This is a genomic window from Armatimonadota bacterium, assembly GCA_028871815.1.
GTDB lineage: Bacteria > Armatimonadota > Chthonomonadetes > Chthonomonadales > Chthonomonadaceae > REEB205.
Genome location: JAGWMJ010000006.1, coordinates 76,543 through 95,552, shown reverse-complemented (window position 1 = coordinate 95,552; position 19,010 = coordinate 76,543). Strand labels below are relative to the sequence as shown.

Sequence of the window (19,010 nt, the reverse complement as noted above, 5' to 3'; positions counted from 1 at the left end):
ATCCGGGTCCGATTCCTTCAGTTTAAATGCAATAGGATCAAAAAATGCATTCCGGTCGGGACGGTGGCAGCCAATGCTCGGAAACCGCCGATTTGACCCGCGAACGGTCCGCGCCGCTGCCGGCTTCGTGCGGGCGAGATACCGATCCGACCGACACGCGGATCACCGTGGCAATCGGTCGCTAACACGAGTTCTGCTATTCGCAGTCGGTGTCAGTCTGTACCGGAACCCAGCGTAAACGAGAAGGTCGCGCCACAATCCGGCTGAGATTCGGCCCAGATACGGCCGCCATGCCGGTCGATGATGCGGCGCGCCGTAGCCAGGCCGATGCCGGTGCCCTCAAACTCGGACGGGAGGTGCAGGCGCTGGAAGGCTGAGAATAGCTTGCCGCTATACTTGGGGTTGAATCCCGCGCCATTATCGCGCACGAAGTACCGGATTTCACCGGAGTCATCTCGCTGCGTGCCAACTGCAATCGTTGCCGGATTGCGCCCTCGCGAAAACTTTGCGGCGTTTTGAAGCAGGTTCTCCATCACCAGGGTCATCAGCCGCCGGTCCGCCCATACCTTCATCTCCGGCTCTATGGCCCACTCGATCACCCGGTCGGGGTTGGCGCTGCGTATGGCCTCCACGATTGAGGTGGCTAGCGACGCCAAATCCACCTCCTGGCGCTCCATCTCGTGCCTGGTCGTCCGCGAGATTTCCAGCAGGCCATCGACCATCTGCATCATCTCGGCGCTGTTGACCATGATCCGGTCAACGTAGCGCTGCCCTTCCGGCGGCAAATGAGCACCGAAGTCATCCCGGAGCAGCTGCGCGAAGGCGCCTGTTCGGCGTAGTGGCGCCCGCAGGTCGTGCGAGATGGAATCGGCGTAGATCTCCAGATCGCGGTTGGCATTCTCTAGCGCAAGGGTGCGTTCATGAACCCGGCTCTCCAATGTGGCATTCATAGTCTTGAGCTCGGCCTGAGCGCTCTTCCACGCCGTCACGTTGCGCTCAATCACTGAGATGCCGCTCACACTGCCATCAATCTCCACAATCGGATACAGTGATGCCCAAACGTCAAGCCGATCACCGGCCCGCGTGATCCGTACGGTTTCGTGCTGGTGGATGCGCCCTCCGTCGGCTACCGTGCTTCGCATGCGCTCCGCCTCGATGCGGTGCGACTCGGGTATCAGCAGGTCGACCGATTGACCCAAAACCTGTGCGGCGGAATAGCCGAACAGTATCTCCGCGCCGCGGTTCCACGCCGTAATGACGCCATCCGGCGCGAGCGCGAGGATGGCGTCATCCGTCGCATCCGCCATCGCCCGCAATCGTGCATGAGAGGCGGCCGCATCGCGCTCGTGCGAAACATCACGCAAGACGGTCAGGCAGCCGGGCGCGCTTGCGGTGTCGCTCTCCATGGGCCATGCGGAGCAATCCACCCAACGGATCTCCGAAGCCGCCAAGAGCTTGCGCCCACTACTGAACTGCGGCTCGTGCTTCTGCAGAACCTCGTCGGCGAGATTATCAAGACCGCCGGTGCGAGGATCGGGCTCCAGTGGGCAGATAACCGCAAAAGGCTTGCCGAGCGCGGCTGAACTCGTCCATCCGGTAAGCCGCTCGGCAGCCGGATTGAGATAGGTGACGACCCCGTGTGCATCCACCTCAACCACGCCATCGCCGATCGACTCGAGCATTAACTGCAGGCGTCGTGCGCCTGCCTGTGCCAGATCCTCCTGTTGGCGCGCGGCCGCTTCGCTGGCAGCCACATCCATCGCGGTGCGGCGCTGCAGATCGGCTATTGCCGCCACAATAAGCGCCGCGCCCATGTAAAACACAAATTCCAGAACCATACTCAGCCGGTGCTGCAGAAGCGCCAATCCGCGCGTCTCAATCAGCAGTCCCGCAAGGCCGCCGCCGAGGGCCGCGGCGAATCCCGCGCCAAAGCCACAATAGAGCGAACTTACCAGCACGGCCGGTAGAAACCACAGATAGGCGAGGTGCCCCTGTGTCCACCGCTGTTCAATCAGAGAGATGGCGACTGCGACCAGCGTCAATAGAGCAGCGGCCGCGTAGGAGCCGATAGCGCGGAAGCAGCGCTCGAACGCATGCTTTCTGGCCGGACTGCTGGATTTGGCGCCACCGGCAACGTCCGGCGCACCGTGCGCTGATCTGGCTCCGAAACCAATCAAGCTAAACTCACCTCGATCCGCTGTACGCCGTCGTTGGACTACAGCCGATGAAACATGCTACGCGATGCCTCGCTGTGTCACCAGTGGGAAGCGCCCTGCGTTCAAACTCAAAGTGCATGCGTGTTCATACGCGTGCATCCAGAACCGGACTGTGCGCATCAATCGCCACAACTACGGATGGCCGCGCCAGGTATAGACAAAAACGGAGGGCCGTGCCGCGCCGTCAAATGGTGGCGCCGCACGGCCCTCTACGGGAACCGTAGTGTGCTTTACCGCGTAGAGCCGCTCTTTGCCAGAGCCTTTCCTACCAGTGCGGGGAAGCCGGCGCCACGAAGCGCGTCACCCTCAGCGATAATGCGCCCCGTACTACCATCCACCAGGTAAGCCTGAGGAATAGCATTGATTCCGTACATTACGGGAATGCGCGCCTTCCAGAAGCCGCCGTCGTACACCTGCGGCCACGGCATGCTGTTCTGGGCCGTGAACTGCTTTACCTGGGCCGCCTGGTCCTTCTGATCCAGGCTTACGCCGAGTACGTCGAAACCGCGACCATGATACTGGTCATAGGCCTTGACCACGTTGGGGATTTCGCCGCGACACGGTCCGCACCAGGTTGCCCAGAAGTCCAGCAGCACCAGTTTGCCGCGGTAATCCTGAGGAAAATGGACGGTGGCGCCATCGAGTGTCGCCGCTGTGAATGGCAGGATTCGCGCACCTGCGGTCAGGTTCGGCGCCATTGGAACTTCGGCCACGGCGATCGCCGACTTCACGATGCGCATTCCGGCGCCGCCAGGTTTGGCCATTGCGAGCCGCCAGGAAGTGCCGCCGATGTTGAATGGCTTGGAAGCGTCATACACCTCGCTTGGCGCATCGAAACGGCCGTTACCGTTGCGATCGATCAGAAACTGCACGGCGGGCCGGCCGCCACTATCTTTCGCCTTGAACGAGCCGGAACAGCTTTCGTCCGAGATCAGCACGTGGTACGCCTTGCCGTGCAGCGTCGCAGTTCCTGTCCAGGCGTAGTCGGAGTAGAAAAAGAGCTTGTCTTTAACCTGTGCCTCGCCCGGATAGCCCGCACCGAAAATGTAAAACGCTACGGTAGCCGGCTGGGGCCTTGATTCACTACCCAGATTCAAAACCACGCTGCCTTCATAGACCTTCCACGACTTGCCCTGCGCGCTGAACGTGTGCGACTCCCACTTCACCGGCGGGTCGTTCAGCAGATTGCCGTCGCGATTTGCGTCGATCCAGATTCGGTCCGGACCGGCCGTCGGAGCGTCTACCAGCACCGCATAGCTCTTTCCGCCAAACTGAAGCGTTCCGTAGAGCGGTTGGAGCAGCCCGGCAGGCTCAACCGATAGGCCAACCGGCTTGTCTGGACCAAGCGCCAACGGGTTGGGCATATAGTAGCCGCGGAGCTTCATGGCGCCGGATCCGACCCAGGTTAATTTGAGCGTCTGAGCACCGGCCGAACTCAGCGCAAACGCGCACAGGCCTGCCGCCGCGAACTGCGCGATCCATCGTCTCATTATCACTTCTCCCAGGGCACCTTGCGCCCCGTGCTTGCCGCGCCGCCGCAGCGTACCAATATTACGGCAATTATACCGCACGGGCTTCGTCGCTGGCGGCTCGCGCCCGGCTGCGCAGGCGCAGCGACGTGGACCCCGCGATTGACTTGCCCGATTCGGCTGTGCTACTATCTCCCGCTTGGTTGCGCCTCGCGCGCCTCCGCCGCGGCTGTGGTGTAACCTGACTGCGCGGAAATCATCATACCGTTTACCAATCGTTCCGGGCAGACCTTTTTCGTAACCGCTGCCATCACTTCCCTCCGGCAAGGCGCCTCCCAACCGTGCGCCGGCAATGTGGCCGCAGCCCGGATTGACAAGGAGCGCGTAATGCGCATCGGCATCCCCCTCCTCCTGTTGGCGGCGCTCATGACGGCCGCGCCACACTCAACCGCGCAGACTGCCGGCGCGGCCCCATCCGCGCCAACCGCGGCCAATCGTATTGTGGGCTACACCGCCTGGGACAGCGACTACCTATACCTCGCTTTTCAGATCAACAAACCAACGCTCTCCGGCAAGAACACCGCCGGATTCAGCGATCCACTCCAGGACGATTGCGTGATCGTTTCGCTGCAGATGGATAACGACCACCGCAGCACGCAGCGTACGGTCAGCTCGGCGCTCTTCGCAGCCAGCGCCGTTGGGGGAGCGCAGTTATACCGTGGCGCCACCGGAACGCCACTGTTCAAAGGACTCAGCGATATCGATACGCAGTTGAACGATATCGCAAAGATCAGCGATCCTGCCCAGCAGGAGTTGAAACGTACAGCGCTGCTGGCTTCCATCGTAAAGTTTCAGGTCCACAGTGGCGGATCACCCCGCGTTGACGGGTCTCCGGCGCCAGGCTATACGGTTGAGGCCGCGATTCCATGGAGCGATCTGGGCGGCAAACCGGCCGCGGGCACCCACATCGGCTTCAATGTGGCCGCCCGCAGTATCACGCCGGATAGTCCCGCACTGCAGAGCCTTTCGCCCCAGGTCCGTTCGCTAGCCGACACCGATGATCCCTCGAAGTGGGGGGAGATGGTGATGAGCGACTCACCGCTGGCGCCAACACCAACGCTGATCGCTGCGCCGCGCGTTGTAACCAGCAAGCCCGTCATCGACGGTGTGCTATCGTCTGGAGAGTGGGATGTGCTCTCTTCTTACGCATTTGGCGCTGAGGCGGCCGGGGCGGGTGGTGGCGCCGGAGCGCTGGCCCTGACGATCGGCTCCCGATCGGAGCCGGCGTGGAAGCCGCTGCCACCGGCCGCGCCGGTGCCGGTTCCGCATTCGGCGGCCTCTGCATTGGTCCCGCCCACATCCGGCAAGGCCGGCCGCGCTGTGATGGCTCTGTACGACTATCACTACCAGGCCGACCCCAGGCGTAGAGCTCCGTTGGCTGGCGTAATCACGCCTTCAGGAGGCAGCCTGCTGGTGCACCACCCGTACGGAGGCTCGGGACCGTGGTTCAGCTACGATCGCGCCGATGACGCCCGCCTGCAGCTGCAGGAGATGGCGCATGCCGGTGTGGACGTGGCCCTGGTTCAGTATCTTGGTGAGCCGCTGGATGGCGGCGGCGCGGCAGACAAGGGCCTCACGGTAATGACCGAAGCGCTGCAATGGCTGCGTAGCGCGGGCCATGACTATCCGCAGGTTGCGATGTATCTCGATACGCGTTCCGCCGTCGCCGGCCAGCCGGACGCTGCAGACCTCGGCTCACCCGCCGGGATCGACGCACTTTATGGCATGATCCGCGATTTCTACTTCAGGGTCCCCGATCCGTTCCGCTATCTGACAACCATGCCGGATGCTTCCGGCGGCCACCCGGCCTGCGTGGTCATCCTTTCCGACTCAACGCCCTTCACGCGGATTCCGGCAGACCTGGCTTCGCAGCTGCGACAGAGGTTCGCCGGGGATTTCGCCGGGCGTGACCTGGTGATCCTTGGCGCCGCAACCTTCAAAGGCCGCGCGGCGTTGAACGGCTATCTACCAGGCGAAGGACCAGCCGGATTCGCTGTGAATCACGATGGAATGGTATCTGTTGCTACTATTAAACCGGGTACCGATACCTCGCTTGAAGATCCGGCGCATCCCGCAATCCTTGCCCGCCGCGAAGGCGACACCTACCGGGCAAACTGGGCGTCTGCCATCGCGGCGCAGCCCGACTGGGCAATTATCGACAGTTGGAACGATTACTCCAACGGCAGCGAAGTTGCGCCCACCATCGAGAACGGATACACGTCCGACGACCTGACGCGCGTATTCACACGAATGTTTGATGGCGCCGCCAAAGCCAGTGACCGCATCTTGTGGCAGAACGCTCCATCAACCATGATTCCTGGTGAGGCAGCCACGGTCCACGTTCGATGTGTCAACACAGGCTCCGTAGTCTGGAGCCTCGCAACCGGCCCGGACGCGATCACCGCCGGGCTCTCGTATCGCTGGCTTCAGAATGGTCAGTTGGTGGCAACCGGACCTGTCATACCATTCCGCGGTGCGATAGCGCCTGGTATGCGCTCGGAATCCACGCTAACCATTACGGCCTCCGGTGGCAGTGGCGGCTCTTTGCCTCCGGGCAGTTACCAGCTGGAGATCGGCGTTGTCTGGCAGGCACGCCCGGGTGGTCCGGAACAGTGGATCGATGAAACAAACTCCGGCGCAACCGCGCATACCAGCGTGGTTGTTGCAGCCGCCGAGCCTTCCCAGACCGGCGTTACGCTGGTATCTACCGACATGCACCTTATGCCCGAAGCCGGCGGCCTCTATTCCGTGAATGTAGTGGTGCGCAACGATGGCGCTGCGGCGTGGCCCGCCGGCGCACAACTGGCAGCAGTGATGTCGCGCTACAGCACCCGTCCGCCCTTCGTGGCGGAACGCGCCGTGCCCACGGCCGGGGCCACAGCTGCGCTGGGAGCCGCCGTGGCGCCTGGGCAGGAAGTGGACGAGCGCGTTTTAGTTCCGTTTGCCGATCCCGCCGGCGACGCGCTGCGCCCTGCAAACCCGGCGGGTACCCGGGCATGGGCAATGCGATGGCAGTTGACGTCGCCCGAGATGCCGCAAGGCGCTATCTCCGCGCCGGTGCCCTTTACCATGGTCGATTTTGATTTCGGCGTCCAGTTCATCGCCGACGGCACGCCAAACAGTCTGCCCGCCGATCACCGCCTGCCCATCCAGTTGAGCATTCGCAATGTGGGGCCGCAAACGTGGAAGCAGGGCCAGGTGCGCGTTGGATACCACTGGTACTACCTGGATGGATCGGAGTTTCTGTGGGAGGACGAAACCACGCCGATCGAGCAGAACGTTGCGCCCGGAGGCAGCGTCAACGACCTGCTCGCGTGGATTACCGCGCCGCCGTGTGACGGGTACTACTATCTGGTCTGGGATGTGAAGTTCGGCAGCGACTGGGCGTCAACCAGCTCATCCACCCGGGTCTTTGATGAGACGGTGCATCTTGTTCACGTCGTGGATGGGCGGTTGACCTTTGTGGATTTGACCACCAGTTACAACCTGAAGGGCGCCACGGCCGACGATAACTTTGCCTCAGGCGATTTCGATGGCTCGGGTCGCAGCTTTCCCACCAGCCTCATACCGCCGTACGCCAACGCCGACGTCACACCCTCCGGTGTCTTTATGTCGGGAGTGCCGACCGGCCCCGACTCACCGCGCCGCATCAGCTTCCGCTGGGGCCAGAAGGGACCGAAGACAAAGGACTTTGTGGTCTGCGTCGGTCAGGAGATTCTCCTGGGCAAGTCAGCCGCAAAGTGCTCGCGGCTGCACATCCTGGCCGCAGGAACCGATACCGCGGCGCTGAACAACCTGGAGCTGGTCTTTCAAGAGCCTACGGAGCAATCGGAAGATCTGTACGCGTTTACCGTGAGCCCGTGGGATGGCGCCCCGCTGAACGGCGAGGAGATTGGTTACAGCTGCCCTGTTTATCACAGCCGCACGGGCGTGCATACCGGGGCCCTGCACTTGTACCACTACGTGATCACCATCCACGACCCACGCAGGCTGGTGGCGATCAAGCTGCCGCGCGCGCCGGGCATTAAAATTGCTGCCATTACTATAGAGCACTAATGCATTCGCCGGCGCCCCTTCATTCAAGGGATCCGCCGCGACCTTCAAGGCCACTGAAGGTACTCTACATTCTGGTGACGACCGGCTGCCGAACTGGAGGCTGAGCCGATGAGTGCCGTGATGTGGGATCGATTTCAGTTCGGCTTTACCGTAACCTTCCACTACCTCTTTCCGCAGTTGACGATGGGCCTGGCGCTCATCATTGTGCTGTTCAAGTGGCTGGCGCTCCGCCATGGCGATCCAAAGTTGAACGACGCCGCGCGGTTTTTTGCACGCCTGTTTGGACTCAACTTTGTAATGGGCGTGGTTACCGGCATCCCGCTCGAGTTTCAGTTCGGCACCAATTGGGCCGGTTTTGCCGATCGAAGCGGTGGCGTGGTCGGCATGACTCTCGCCATGGAGGGAATGTTTGCCTTCTTTGCAGAGTCCGCCTTCCTCGGCCTGTTCCTGTTTGGTGAGGAGCGACTGGGCCAGCGGAAACATTTGATGAGCGCCGTGATGGTTTTCGCCGGGTCCTGGCTGTCGGGATACTTTATCGTGGCTACCAACGCCTTTATGCAGCATCCGGTTGGGTACGCAATGATGGCCGACGGGCGGCTCCGCCTGGCTCATCCGCTCATCTATCTGTTCAACCGGTGGGCATTTTGGGAGTACGCACACACCATGTCGGCGGCCGTTATCACCGGCGCGTTTGCGGTTTCGTCCGTTGCCGCATGGTGGATCCTCTCCGCGTCATTCCCGAAGCACGGTATATCCTGCCTCAAAGTCGTCATCCCGCTTGCTTTTGCAGCATGCCTGCTGCAGCTTTTCCCAACCGGCGACCGGCAGGGAAAACTGGTGGCGCGGTACCAGCCTGGGGCACTGGCCGGCATGGAGGGTCGGTTCAAGACCGAGTCCAACGCCGACCTCATCATTATCGGCCAGCCCGATCCATCGCGGCGCCGACTGGAGAACCCAATTGCCGTTCCTCGAGTTCTCAGCTATCTGGCGTATGGATCATTTGGACATAAAGTGACCGGCCTGGACGACGTTCCGGGTGCGGATCAACCGGACAATGTGGTGCTACTCTACTACGCTTACCATATCATGGTGGGCCTTGGAACGCTCTTCATCGCGATTATGGGCGCGGCCGCCTGGCTGCTGCTGCGCAGACGGCTGGAATCGTGCCAGCCGATGCTGTGGCTGTTGATGCTGGCATTTCCATTTCCCTTTATCGCCACAACCGCCGGGTGGCTTTCGGCGGAACTCGGCCGGCAGCCGTGGGTGGTATGGGGTGTTCAGCGCACCGCCAATTCCGCGTCGCCGGCTGTCAGCAGCGGAGATGCCGCCTTCACGTCACTCGGCTTCCTGGGCCTGTATAGTGTGCTTTTCGTGCTGTTCCTGTTTTTACTCGGGCGCGAGCTGCGGCACGGGCCGGTAGAGCGCGCAACAGGGCGTGAGGAGGCACAATGACGGCGTTCTGGTTCGGCGCGCTATCGCTGATGCTGGCGATCTACGTGGTCCTGGATGGCTTCGATATCGGCGCCGCGATCCTGCATCTGTTTGTGGCCAGGTCCGACCCCGAGCGTCGCAGCGTGCTGCAGGCCATAGGGCCCTATTGGGATGGCAACGAGGTATGGTTACTGGCGGCAGGCGGTGTGCTGGTGTTCGCCTTCCCGAGAGCCTACGCGGCCGCATTCGCCGGTTTCTACCTGCCGCTGATGCTGGTGCTATGGATCCTCATTGCACGTGGCATGGCCATGGAGGTGCGGTCTCGGGATACCAGCCCGCTGTGGCGCAGCTTTTGGGATGCCGTCCTGGCTCTGGCCTCCGTCGGTCTTGCGATCCTGCTCGGCGCGGCATTCGCCAACGTCATTCGGGGCGTTGGCCTGGCCGGCCGCTGGTTCTCGACGCCCCTGTTTACAAACTTTCTGGTAAGCCGCCGGCCGGGCGTCCTGGATTGGTATACCGTTCTCGTCGGCATCTTCACGGCTATCGCCCTGGCGGTACATGGCGGGCTGTTTCTGGCATGCAAAACCGCTGAGCCCGTGGCTAGCCGATCCCGCGAGGCCGCGGTGAGGCTGCTTCCCTGGCAAGCGCTTTTGGCCGTGCTGGTAACGGCGGCCACGATACGCGTTCAGCCTGTTCTGTTTGGCGCAATGCTGCGCCGGCCGCTGGCGTGGCCACTGGAATTTATTGCAATCGCGGCACCAGCCTACGCTTACGCGCAGGCCCGCCGCCGGCACGATCTATGGGCGTTTCTCGCATCCTGTGCGTTTCTTGCCTGCATGCTGGCGGCGGGATGCGCTGGCCTGTATCCGCATCTGCTGATCTCCCGCGTGTCACCCGTCTGGGACATCAATGCCGGCGCAGCGGCCGCCGGCTCGATTAGTCTGCTTTCCGGGCTGTGGTGGTGGCCGGCTTCGTTCGTACTGGTGACGATCTACTTCGCCAATCTCTTCCGCCAGTTTCGCGGCCGCGTTGCGACGAGCGACGATTCCGGCCACTATTAGTGGTAAGCGACTGTACGTCCGCATCGACCGTGAACCGGGGTGAGCGAAAGCACGTCTCCAGCCTGCAGAAAGCCACCGGTTGGATCGAGCTTTGCTCCGACTTCGCTTCAGAGCAACATCCCGGCCTCAACCACGCGGCGGTGTGTACACCATCAAGTCGCCGAGGTGCCGATAGCCGACCGTTGGGTAGAGTTTGGCGCCCTCGCGACTGGCCAGCAGCACGTTGGCCACGGCCCCGGCATCCCGATCAAAGGCGAGCATTCGCCCGAGCAGCGCCCGCGCTATGCCGCGGCGCCGATACGCCTCTTGAACAAACATGCTGAGGCATGATGCTGCCCCAGCCGCTTCCACGCTCAGTACCCAACCGACCGGCATGTCGCCGTCGAAGGCAGCCCACATGCGAACCGGCGCGGGACCGTCGGTTATATACTCCGGCCGCATCATCCGGCTTCCGGCAGCCTTCCGCTGCGCGGCTTCCAGTTCCGGGGTGGTGACGCGCAGAATCGGCAGCGGGCCTTCCGCCGGTTCGATACGCGTCAACCCGTGGGCAAACACAGCCTCCGTGCCCCTCAGGCGGTACTTCAGGTTACGGAAGTCGCTGCGGATACCGGCATCCGACTCCTCCGGACCATGCGCGAGGCAAAGCCGGTAGTGGGCTTCGGAGTACTCGCGCGCAATGCCGTCCAACTCCAGCGCCGTCTTGCATGTAGCAAAGTACTCTTCGCAGCGCATGTAGCCCTTGCGCGGCGCGTCGTGAAGCCGCAAGACGCCGCGAACCCGGTCGACGAGATAGGGATGGGTGACGCTCCGCAGCTCAGCAAAGCCCCTCGCCGCAACTTCAAGAGCCGGTTCCAGATCCATGATAGTGCACCCGTGACGCCAAATGATCGAGCGATTCTAACACATTCGCGGTGAACCCGGTATGCGGCGCCGGCGTCGGAACCGGCGTATCACACCACGAAGCTTGCCGTACGTCGTGCGACGGCCAGTCCGGGTCGGCGCCATTACGATATGTTGCGACATAGGCCACCCGGTCACGCTTTCCCGCAACCCCGCCATTGACGGCACGAACCGTTTTCCCCTATAATGGCCCCGTAGAATCACCCCTTGCGCGCGCTTTGACCGCGCTCATTCCCACTCCGGAGGTCGCCTGGTGAGTTCATCGGGCATTATTACCGAGCTGGAAACCCTGATCCGGTCGCGGTATCCCATTATCTATATTGTATCGTGGGAGGAGAAGCGCGTGGAAGACGCGCTGCGCGAGATTGCGCGTGATCGAGGCAAGAGGATCTTCTTCTGGACCATCACGCAGGGTATGGTCCTTAACGCAAACCACCGTGACAGCGCCACGCGTGACCCCATTGCCGCGCTGGACTTCGTGATGGATTCCAAAGAGCAGGCGCTCTTTGTTCTCAAGGATTACCACGCATTTATCAGCGACGTCACCGTAACGCGCCGCCTTCGGGACCTTACCAGCGCTCTGAAGATGAGCTATAAAACGCTGATCATCCTGGCGCCTATCCTGAAGCTGCCGGCCGAATTGGAGAAGGAGATCACGGTTGTAGATTTTGGAATGCCCGGCGTGGAAGACCTGGATGTGCTGCTGGAAAACATCATCCAGTCTGTGAAGGACAACGCGCAGGTGGATACAAAGCTTTCCGACACCGAGCGTGACCAGGTGCTGAAGGCCGCGATGGGCCTTACCGCGTTCGAGGCCGAAAACGTCTTCGCAAAATCCCTGGTTGAGAAGCACAAGTTCGATGTGGACGTCATCCTCACCGAGAAGGAGCAGATCGTCCGCAAATCGGGCATTCTGGAGTACTACCCGTTCAACGAGAACATTGAGGACGTGGGCGGGCTGGATCTGCTGAAGGATTGGATGCAGAAGCGGACGGTAGCTTTCACCGAAAAGGCACGGGAGTTTGGCTTGCCCTCGCCTCGTGGCGTGCTGCTGCTGGGCGTGCAGGGCTGCGGAAAGAGCCTATCGGCAAAAGCGATCGGCTCACTATGGCGTCTGCCACTGCTGAGGCTGGACGTAGGGCGCATCTTTGCCGGGTTAGTCGGCTCATCCGAGGAGAATATCCGCAAAGCGATTCGGGTCGCCGAGTCGGTGGCGCCATGCATCTTGTGGCTGGATGAGCTCGAGAAGGGGTTCGCCGGTACGCAAAGCTCAGGGATATCCGACGGCGGCACCACGTCGCGCGTATTCGGTACGTTTCTTACCTGGATGCAGGATAAACGCGCGGCGGCGTTTGTGGTGGCAACCTCCAACGACGTGACGGCGCTCCCGCCCGAGCTATTGCGCAAGGGCCGATTCGATGAGATCTTTTTTATCGACCTGCCCGCCCATGATGAGCGCAAGGAGATATTTCGCATCCATCTGGCCAAACGCAAGCGGAACCCGGATGAGTTTGACCTGGACCTGCTCGCCGATGCAACGCCGGGCTTCTCCGGCGCCGAGATTGAAGCGGTGGTGCTCGACGGCCTGTACGAAGCATTTGACGATCCAGACAAAGCGCTCTCTACCGAGTCACTCATTCTTGCGGCACACCAATCGGTACCGCTCTCCGTAACCATGCGAGAGCGTATTGAGGATCTGCGCGAGTGGGCGAACACCCGCGCACGGCAGGCATCCAGCGTGGCAGCTGAAGATATGGGCACAATTATGGAAAAGCTGGTGGTTGCCAAGGCGGCAGATCCCGCGTCGCGTCCCGTGGATTTGAAAAACGTTGACATCTCCGCCCTTCCCAAGCTGTAGCCACCCCGGAGTTCGGCGCGGCCGTATCAGCCAACATGAGTGATCGATTCGACTTTCTGGAGATTGATGACGCTCCGGTGAAGCAGCGGCCGATTGCCGGCGTCGTGCCGCCGCAGCCCGTCACGCCGGAGCCGTCTCCCGGCGGAGCGTCGTATCCGCAGCCGCTTGCCGGCGAGGAGTCGGCGCCGATCACCGGCTGGAACCCCGCGCCGCCAATCGATTCCGCTAATATGCACCTGCGCGCCGTGGAGTTGATCGGCGAAGCCGGTGTTGGCGCGGGCCAGTTCGTCGGTCCAGCCGGTATTGCCGTGGATCGCGACGGCGTACTCTACGTAGCCGACAGCGGAAACCACCGCATTCAGCGCATAACCCAGGGCGATGTATGGTGCTACGGCAAACCGGGGCGCGCTCAAGGCGACCTGTTTATGCCCGTAGCAGTTGCCGTTGATCTCTCCGGCCAGTTCTTCTACGTGGCCGAGGCCGGCAACGACCGCGTGCAGTGCTTCCGGTTCAGCGGCCAGAGCGCGGGAGTTTTTACCGGCTTCCGGCAGCCCTCGGCCGTTTGCGTGGATGTCGATGGGATGCTGTGGGTAGCCGATACCGGACAGCGTCGCGTGCTGCGGATCAACCCGAAGACGCAGGAGGTAGTCGGTGGAATCGATGCGGCCGCCGGCATTGCGCAACCCGTCGGACTCTCGTGCGACGGGTCACGGAACCTGTACGTAACGGACGGAGCGACGAACGATGTGACGCGCTACTCCTACTTTGGTCTTCGCGGTCACGCGCTCGGTGAGATCCGGCGCCTGTATGAGCCCCGCCAAACCGCCATTGACGGGGCTGGGCGAATCTATCTGGCCGAAAGCGGCGCCAATCGGCTGCATGTCTTCGGGCCCGAGGGCGACTCGTTCGCTGTCTTCGACACGCCCTCAACAAAGCTCGGCCCTCTGAACTCGCCTTGCGGCGTTGCATTATCGCCCCAGGGCGAAATCTACGTCAGCGATACGCGCAGCAACCGTGTTCTGCGCCTCGAATGGGTCACCGGCGGGTGAAACGCTCGTTTGCGGCTGCGTCGGCCGGTATCTGTGCGGCGACAGGCATATTTGCCATGACCTCCGCAGCGATGGTCTGTGCCGCTACGCCGCCGACCAGCTTCGAGGTGACCGAGGCGGCAGGAGTGCCGGTGCGAATCATCCGGGTCGATTTGCGCGCACCGGGAGTGCGCGTCGAAGTTGGGCTTGCACACGGCTTTCCGCGCGGCGCAGAGCCATTTTCCTCCATGGTGGCTCGAATGCATCCCATAGCGGCAATCAACGGGGCCTACTTCTCCAGGTCCACCATGGCGCCAATCGGGGATGTTGTGGAGGATGGCGTGGTTCGATGCCAGGGCATGATGGGCACCGCACTTGCGATAGGGGCTGGAAACCGGGCATTGATCCGGCGCGTCACACCCGCGCATGCGGAAGATTGGACCGGCTTCCGGACCGTACTGGCCTGTGGCCCAGCGCTGGTGCTTAACGGGCGCATCGATGTTCACCCACGCAGCGAAGGATTTGGCGACCCGCACATCATGGGTTCGGCAGATCGCATGGGTGTTGGCCTGCTCCCGGATGGAACGATGCTCCTGGTAAACACGCGCCGGCCGGTTACGTTCCAGCAGTGGGCGCAGGTAATGCTCTCCCTCGGCTGCCGCAGCGCATTCAACCTGGATGCCGGCGCCTCGCTGGCGATGTACTACCGTGGCAGAACCATCATTTCACCGGGCAGGAGCCTGACAAACCTGCTGCTTGTCTACGACGACACAAGTGCGCCACCGCCCGCTGAACACGGCGGAGCCGCCACGGTACACCGTGCCGGCCCCGGTGACCCGGTAGCCATTGCCGGCGCCGCCGGTTCGCGCGATGCACGCACCGGCCGGATACTCCTCCAGATCGTGCTGCGGTGCACCGGTACTCGCGTCGCCCAAAGCCTGCATCTCACGGGTATACGGCTGAACGCCACTCACGCGGAACCCGGTCAAACTACTTCGGTTGGTCCCACATCCATCCGCTGCAGCGGAACCGTGGATGGCGGCTCGGCAGATTCCGGGCAGCGGGTACCGCTCACCGTCGACGGCACATTTGCCGGCGGTCGTTTTGTAGTAACCGCTACAATTTCAGCGCCGTAGTCCGCGTGCTCCCGAGCCACAACCACCCGACACGTGGTTCATGGCCGACGGCACGCCAACCGCGTCTTAGAGGTTGTCGCTCACCACATTGGCGGAGTCACCGGTAATCACGCCGGCCGTTCCGCGGGCGCACAGGTACCACTCCGAGTTGCGCCGGTACACAGAGATACTGCACGTGGTGGGCGAACGTTATTCGACGCATGGGCGCGCAGATTCATCCCGTGTTGCCTTTCCGGCGATCCACGGCTCGGCGACCGGCGCCGCGCAACAACAGCTCGAATGCAGGCCCAGCGTGCGCCAGGGCGCCGGATCCCTCCCGGTCCCCGCTCACCAGACCGGTTGCGCTATCGTACGAGAGGTGGTTCACCTGACCGCCACGCGAAGTCAGCGTGACCGCAAAATCCGCAGCAAACGGATGGCTCGGCCGCGACGCCGTTCGAACGCCGGCCAGAAATCCGAAGAAGCGGTACGGAGGCTCTCGGCCCGCCGCCAGCATAATGCTCGGCCGCCCGCCAGCCGGTGAAACGATGACACTCGCCGCCGCGCGAATGAGTGCTCCGATGTCCCCACCCGACGGCGGACACACGGGGGCTCCCATGAGGCGTCCCTCTGTCCGCTCGATAATCTGCGCACTCCCAGCCGCCACCCAAACCTCCACATACCCGGACTGCCGGTCCGGGCCATCGCCGAAGCTGGCAGGATATTTCACAACCCAGGCGAGCCGTGGCGGCCTGTATCCGGACAGCCTGCCACGCGCATCCCGTTCGCGAGCAAGGACGAAATAGAGCTCCGCCCATGGCGGCCCGGTAAGCACGCAGCCGGGCTTGTGCTCGGCGAGGATCCTGCGTGCCACGGCGACAGCTCGCAGCTGTGATACCCAAACGCCACCTGCCGCAGGGTGAAATGGCTCGAAAAGGCACGTAGCGCGGAGGAGGCGCCCAGACACGCCATCAATTACGATGTTAGCAAAATCGGCATCGTACCAGGGCACGCCTCCGCTGACCCGCCGGTACAGCGCATCCCAGACGGGAGCGTCGGCTCCGCCCCGGTGCGCCGTGCCGTGGAGCTGGTTCAGTACCAGTCCGAACGAGCCGGCGCGGCCGGTTAGCGCGCGCAGATAGCGCCATGCAAGCTGGGAGGAAGCGGCGGGAGACAAATAACCCTTAGCGTGTGGCGGCTGGCTCCTGAGCGTGTCGGATGCCGGCCCGGCGTTGAATTGCCGCACAATGCCGGTTTCAGCGTCAATGAGCATCCTGGTCCCTGTTCCCGCGTCCGAGACGGACCAGCCAGGCTTCCCGAAAGCCAGTATCGCAGGTGCCAGAATAAGCTTTGTGCCAGACACGTGCCGGCGCGCCCGGCCGCTCGCAGCAGCCACTTCACGCAGGGCCTCCGACGCGCGAGTGAGTACGTTCTTCGGGACGGCCTGCCCGCGGCATGCCAACGCGGTTATGACGATAACAAGCGCTAAAAGCAGTTGACACCCCGCGCCTGCCACTACCGGCTGTTCAGCCCTCATTGGTACCACGCTAGCCCTTCACCGCCGTACACTCCCTGCAGCTTGGCCGAAGGATCGCCTGCCGTGCGTTTCCGTTGCGGTCACGACAAACTGCACCTGTCAGCCGTCAGTACAGTGGGTACTGTCAATGGTTGCCCATAGTTCGCTTGGCGGATTGCCAACACACCCTGTTAGCCCTGATGACGTTAATCATTTTACAACGCCTTTTGCATGCAGTGGAGGCTATTGGACAAAAAAGGTACAGCAACTTTGTCGGAATTCGACCGCACACAGGTTCACATTTTAGCCGGGGCCGAAAGCGGGTGTTTGAAACTATATGTCGCATTGGTCCCATCTGGTTAGCGCGTACCCCACTGTGGGGCGCTTGCTGAAATGCGGCCAATGAGGCTTATGCCGGAGCCGGAACCTAAGCCTGGCTTCGTGTTGTAAATGAGAACGGCGTGGCGTTGATTGCGGAGCGGAAGGCGGGCGGATTGCGCCAAGCCGGAGCCGCAGTCGCACGGCGAACGATTGCGGTAAACTGGCGCTTGCGATGCCTTTGGCCTGCGGGCGCATCGCGGACCACCACCGATGCTCCAGACCACACTGATATGGCAGCAGAAGTTCCGGGGCGCGTATCCCGTTTCGCGATTCGCACTCTCCGACGACGGGTCCCTTGCCGCCGCCATTCCCAAGCCACTGCAGGCGCGAACGTGGAACCAGGCGTTGTTGACGTGCGACGGCGGCGTGACGGTGAACGGGTCGTTTTCCAGCCAGACACTGGTTAAAGTGGAGATCTCCGCCAACGCCCAGGTCGTGGCCGGCATGACCGCTACCGACCTCTATACCGTGCGCAGCGGCGTGAAGCAGCGTTTTCTGCCGGACCGACGAGCCGAATTCAGAGATATGGCGCTCGCGCGCGAGGGTGGGCAGCTTGTCGTCTGTTTCTCCGACTTCTCCGGCGCCAGCTACGCCACGGCAATGGCCGGGTCCGACGCCGAGCCGATGTGGGTAGACGACGTGGAGGAGCACCTGACCGCGGTCGCCATTTCACCCGACGGCAGCCACGCCGCATCCGGCGCGGAGTCGGGCTGTGTGAACCTCTACACGGCTTCTCGCGACGAGATTTGGCGCTTCGAGTGCGCACTGCCGGTTGGAGCGCTGGCCGTAGCTGCAGGCGGGGCATTTACAGCCTACATGACGCTCACGGGATCACTTGGCCTCATCGATGGCGAGGGATCACGCCGATGGACCGCGGAGCTCTCTGCACAGCCGGTAGCATTGTGTCTGACCGATGACGGCGGCATGTGCCTTGCCGCATGCGTTTCTTCCGACGGAGCGCATCGGCTTGTGTGTCTCGATTCCTCCGGCCGTTCCCTGTGGGATCATCCCGTGGATTCTGCTGTGACGGGTATCTCGCTGGCTCCAGGCGGTGGATGGGCAGCCTTCTCGCTGCGCAGCAGCGCGGTCTCCCTTCTGCGCATCCAGTCTGCCGCGGGAACCCCTGCCGGCGCCACCTCGCCGCAAGAGGCCGCCGAAAGCGCGCGATCGGCCGCGGCAAAACAGGACTATCGTGGGGCTCTCGCGATTCTATCGGCAGCCCTGGGTCAGCACCCCACCCAGGCGCCGCTATGCCGTCAGATTGAGGATGTGCAGGAGCGTTGGCTGGATTCGGTGCGGGCAGAGTGCCGTGCTGCAACCGAGCCCGATGCTCTCCAGCTCTGCGTAGGTAAGCTGGCGGTGCTGGAGCGCGAGGCTCTCGCCCCGACCGCGCTGTCTGAGCAGATCGCGCAACTTCGGAAGGAGCTGGCTCTGCGCCTTGCCGAGTGTGCCGCCGTAAGCCCTGCGACTGCCGATGCCCTGCTGCTGCTGGCTGTATCGGCAGAGCCGCTCAATCCGGAGTGGCGCATCCGCCTCGCCACAGTACGCCAGGAGGCTGCGGATGCAGCCGAAGCCGAGGCCGATGCGGCCACGGCGTCCGGCGACCACGCCGCTGAGGTGGACGCGCTGAACCGGGCACAGAGCGTGGTGTATACGGAGGGTCGCGCGCAACGGCTGCTTCGAGCCGTCATTGCCCGCGAGCTTGCCGCCGGAATGCAAGCCTATGATGCCCGCGAATACCCGCAAGCGGTGTTTCAGTTCAAAAAGGTATTGGCGGCGGACCCCGGGAACGCCGAAGCAGCAAAGCGCCTGCAGTTTGCAGAGCGGTTTATGGAAGATACGGCGGATGACGGGATTGCCGAACGGTTTCGGATGCTGGAGTAGGCTGGGTTACCGTCGCCGCCTCGGACCGGGCCAGG

General features: G+C 62.6%; 11 protein-coding genes. 7 read left to right on the top strand and 4 right to left on the bottom strand.

Annotation, left to right across the window (positions count from 1 at the left end):
- Positions 1-212: 212 nt before the first annotated feature.
- Together KGJ62_08755 and KGJ62_08750 are read right to left on the bottom strand one after the other, a co-directional pair.
- Positions 213-2,177: a PAS domain S-box protein gene (locus tag KGJ62_08755; GenBank protein ID MDE2126666.1), complete on the bottom strand. Its 1,965-nt coding sequence runs from the start codon at positions 2,175-2,177 to the stop codon at positions 213-215.
- A gap of 269 nt (positions 2,178-2,446) precedes the next feature.
- Positions 2,447-3,706, bottom strand: a complete 1,260-nt coding sequence (locus tag KGJ62_08750) for a TlpA family protein disulfide reductase (protein MDE2126665.1) — start codon at positions 3,704-3,706, stop codon at positions 2,447-2,449.
- 366 nt (positions 3,707-4,072) lie between these two features.
- Between KGJ62_08750 and KGJ62_08745 the strand changes: the two genes are divergently transcribed.
- The 3 genes from KGJ62_08745 to cydB all read left to right on the top strand — a co-directional run bounded on the left by KGJ62_08745 (position 4,073) and on the right by cydB (position 10,293).
- The gene (locus KGJ62_08745; GenBank protein MDE2126664.1) at positions 4,073-7,801 is read left to right on the top strand and encodes a hypothetical protein; all 3,729 of its coding nucleotides are present in this window, start codon (positions 4,073-4,075) and stop codon (positions 7,799-7,801) included.
- Between the two features lie 108 nt (positions 7,802-7,909).
- Positions 7,910-9,253 (top strand): cytochrome ubiquinol oxidase subunit I, encoded by a 1,344-nt coding sequence (locus KGJ62_08740; GenBank protein ID MDE2126663.1) that lies wholly within the window; start codon positions 7,910-7,912, stop codon positions 9,251-9,253.
- Positions 9,250-10,293 (top strand): cytochrome d ubiquinol oxidase subunit II, encoded by a 1,044-nt coding sequence (gene cydB, locus KGJ62_08735; protein ID MDE2126662.1) that lies wholly within the window; start codon positions 9,250-9,252, stop codon positions 10,291-10,293. The genes KGJ62_08740 and cydB overlap by 4 nt, the downstream gene beginning before the upstream one ends.
- 126 nt (positions 10,294-10,419) lie before the next feature.
- On the opposite strand, the gene KGJ62_08730 is transcribed toward cydB, so the two are convergent.
- The gene (locus KGJ62_08730; protein ID MDE2126661.1) at positions 10,420-11,154 is read right to left on the bottom strand and encodes a GNAT family N-acetyltransferase; all 735 of its coding nucleotides are present in this window, start codon (positions 11,152-11,154) and stop codon (positions 10,420-10,422) included.
- A gap of 292 nt (positions 11,155-11,446) precedes the next feature.
- On the opposite strand from KGJ62_08730, the gene KGJ62_08725 reads away from it, so the two are divergent.
- Genes KGJ62_08725 through KGJ62_08715 form a run of 3 tightly spaced genes read left to right on the top strand, consistent with a single transcriptional unit; the run spans position 11,447 to position 15,215 of the window.
- Complete coding sequence (locus KGJ62_08725) at positions 11,447-13,051, top strand: AAA family ATPase (protein ID MDE2126660.1); 1,605 nt, start codon at positions 11,447-11,449, stop codon at positions 13,049-13,051.
- A gap of 35 nt (positions 13,052-13,086) precedes the next feature.
- Complete coding sequence (locus tag KGJ62_08720; protein MDE2126659.1) at positions 13,087-14,100, top strand: NHL repeat-containing protein; 1,014 nt, start codon at positions 13,087-13,089, stop codon at positions 14,098-14,100.
- A gap of 56 nt (positions 14,101-14,156) precedes the next feature.
- Positions 14,157-15,215 (top strand): phosphodiester glycosidase family protein, encoded by a 1,059-nt coding sequence (locus KGJ62_08715; protein MDE2126658.1) that lies wholly within the window; start codon positions 14,157-14,159, stop codon positions 15,213-15,215.
- Between the two features lie 214 nt (positions 15,216-15,429).
- Here KGJ62_08715 and KGJ62_08710 read toward each other — a convergent pair whose 3' ends face one another.
- Positions 15,430-16,467 (bottom strand): hypothetical protein, encoded by a 1,038-nt coding sequence (locus KGJ62_08710; protein MDE2126657.1) that lies wholly within the window; start codon positions 16,465-16,467, stop codon positions 15,430-15,432.
- 834 nt (positions 16,468-17,301) lie between these two features.
- On the opposite strand from KGJ62_08710, the gene KGJ62_08705 reads away from it, so the two are divergent.
- Positions 17,302-18,975, top strand: a complete 1,674-nt coding sequence (locus tag KGJ62_08705; GenBank protein MDE2126656.1) for a hypothetical protein — start codon at positions 17,302-17,304, stop codon at positions 18,973-18,975.
- Positions 18,976-19,010 lie beyond the last annotated feature (35 nt).

Bases quoted from the DNA above. Each gene is read 5' to 3' on its own strand.
- KGJ62_08750 (MDE2126665.1), bottom strand. From the start codon at position 3,706: ATGAGACGATGGATCGCGCAGTTCGCGGCGGCAGGCCTGTGCGCGTTT.
- KGJ62_08745 (MDE2126664.1), top strand. From the start codon at position 4,073: ATGCGCATCGGCATCCCCCTCCTCCTGTTGGCGGCGCTCATGACGGCC.
- KGJ62_08740 (MDE2126663.1), top strand. From the start codon at position 7,910: ATGAGTGCCGTGATGTGGGATCGATTTCAGTTCGGCTTTACCGTAACC.
- cydB (MDE2126662.1), top strand. From the start codon at position 9,250: ATGACGGCGTTCTGGTTCGGCGCGCTATCGCTGATGCTGGCGATCTAC.
- KGJ62_08730 (MDE2126661.1), bottom strand. From the start codon at position 11,154: ATGGATCTGGAACCGGCTCTTGAAGTTGCGGCGAGGGGCTTTGCTGAG.
- KGJ62_08720 (MDE2126659.1), top strand. From the start codon at position 13,087: ATGAGTGATCGATTCGACTTTCTGGAGATTGATGACGCTCCGGTGAAG.
- KGJ62_08715 (MDE2126658.1), top strand. From the start codon at position 14,157: ATGACCTCCGCAGCGATGGTCTGTGCCGCTACGCCGCCGACCAGCTTC.
- KGJ62_08710 (MDE2126657.1), bottom strand. From the start codon at position 16,467: ATGCTCATTGACGCTGAAACCGGCATTGTGCGGCAATTCAACGCCGGG.
- KGJ62_08705 (MDE2126656.1), top strand. From the start codon at position 17,302: ATGCTCCAGACCACACTGATATGGCAGCAGAAGTTCCGGGGCGCGTAT.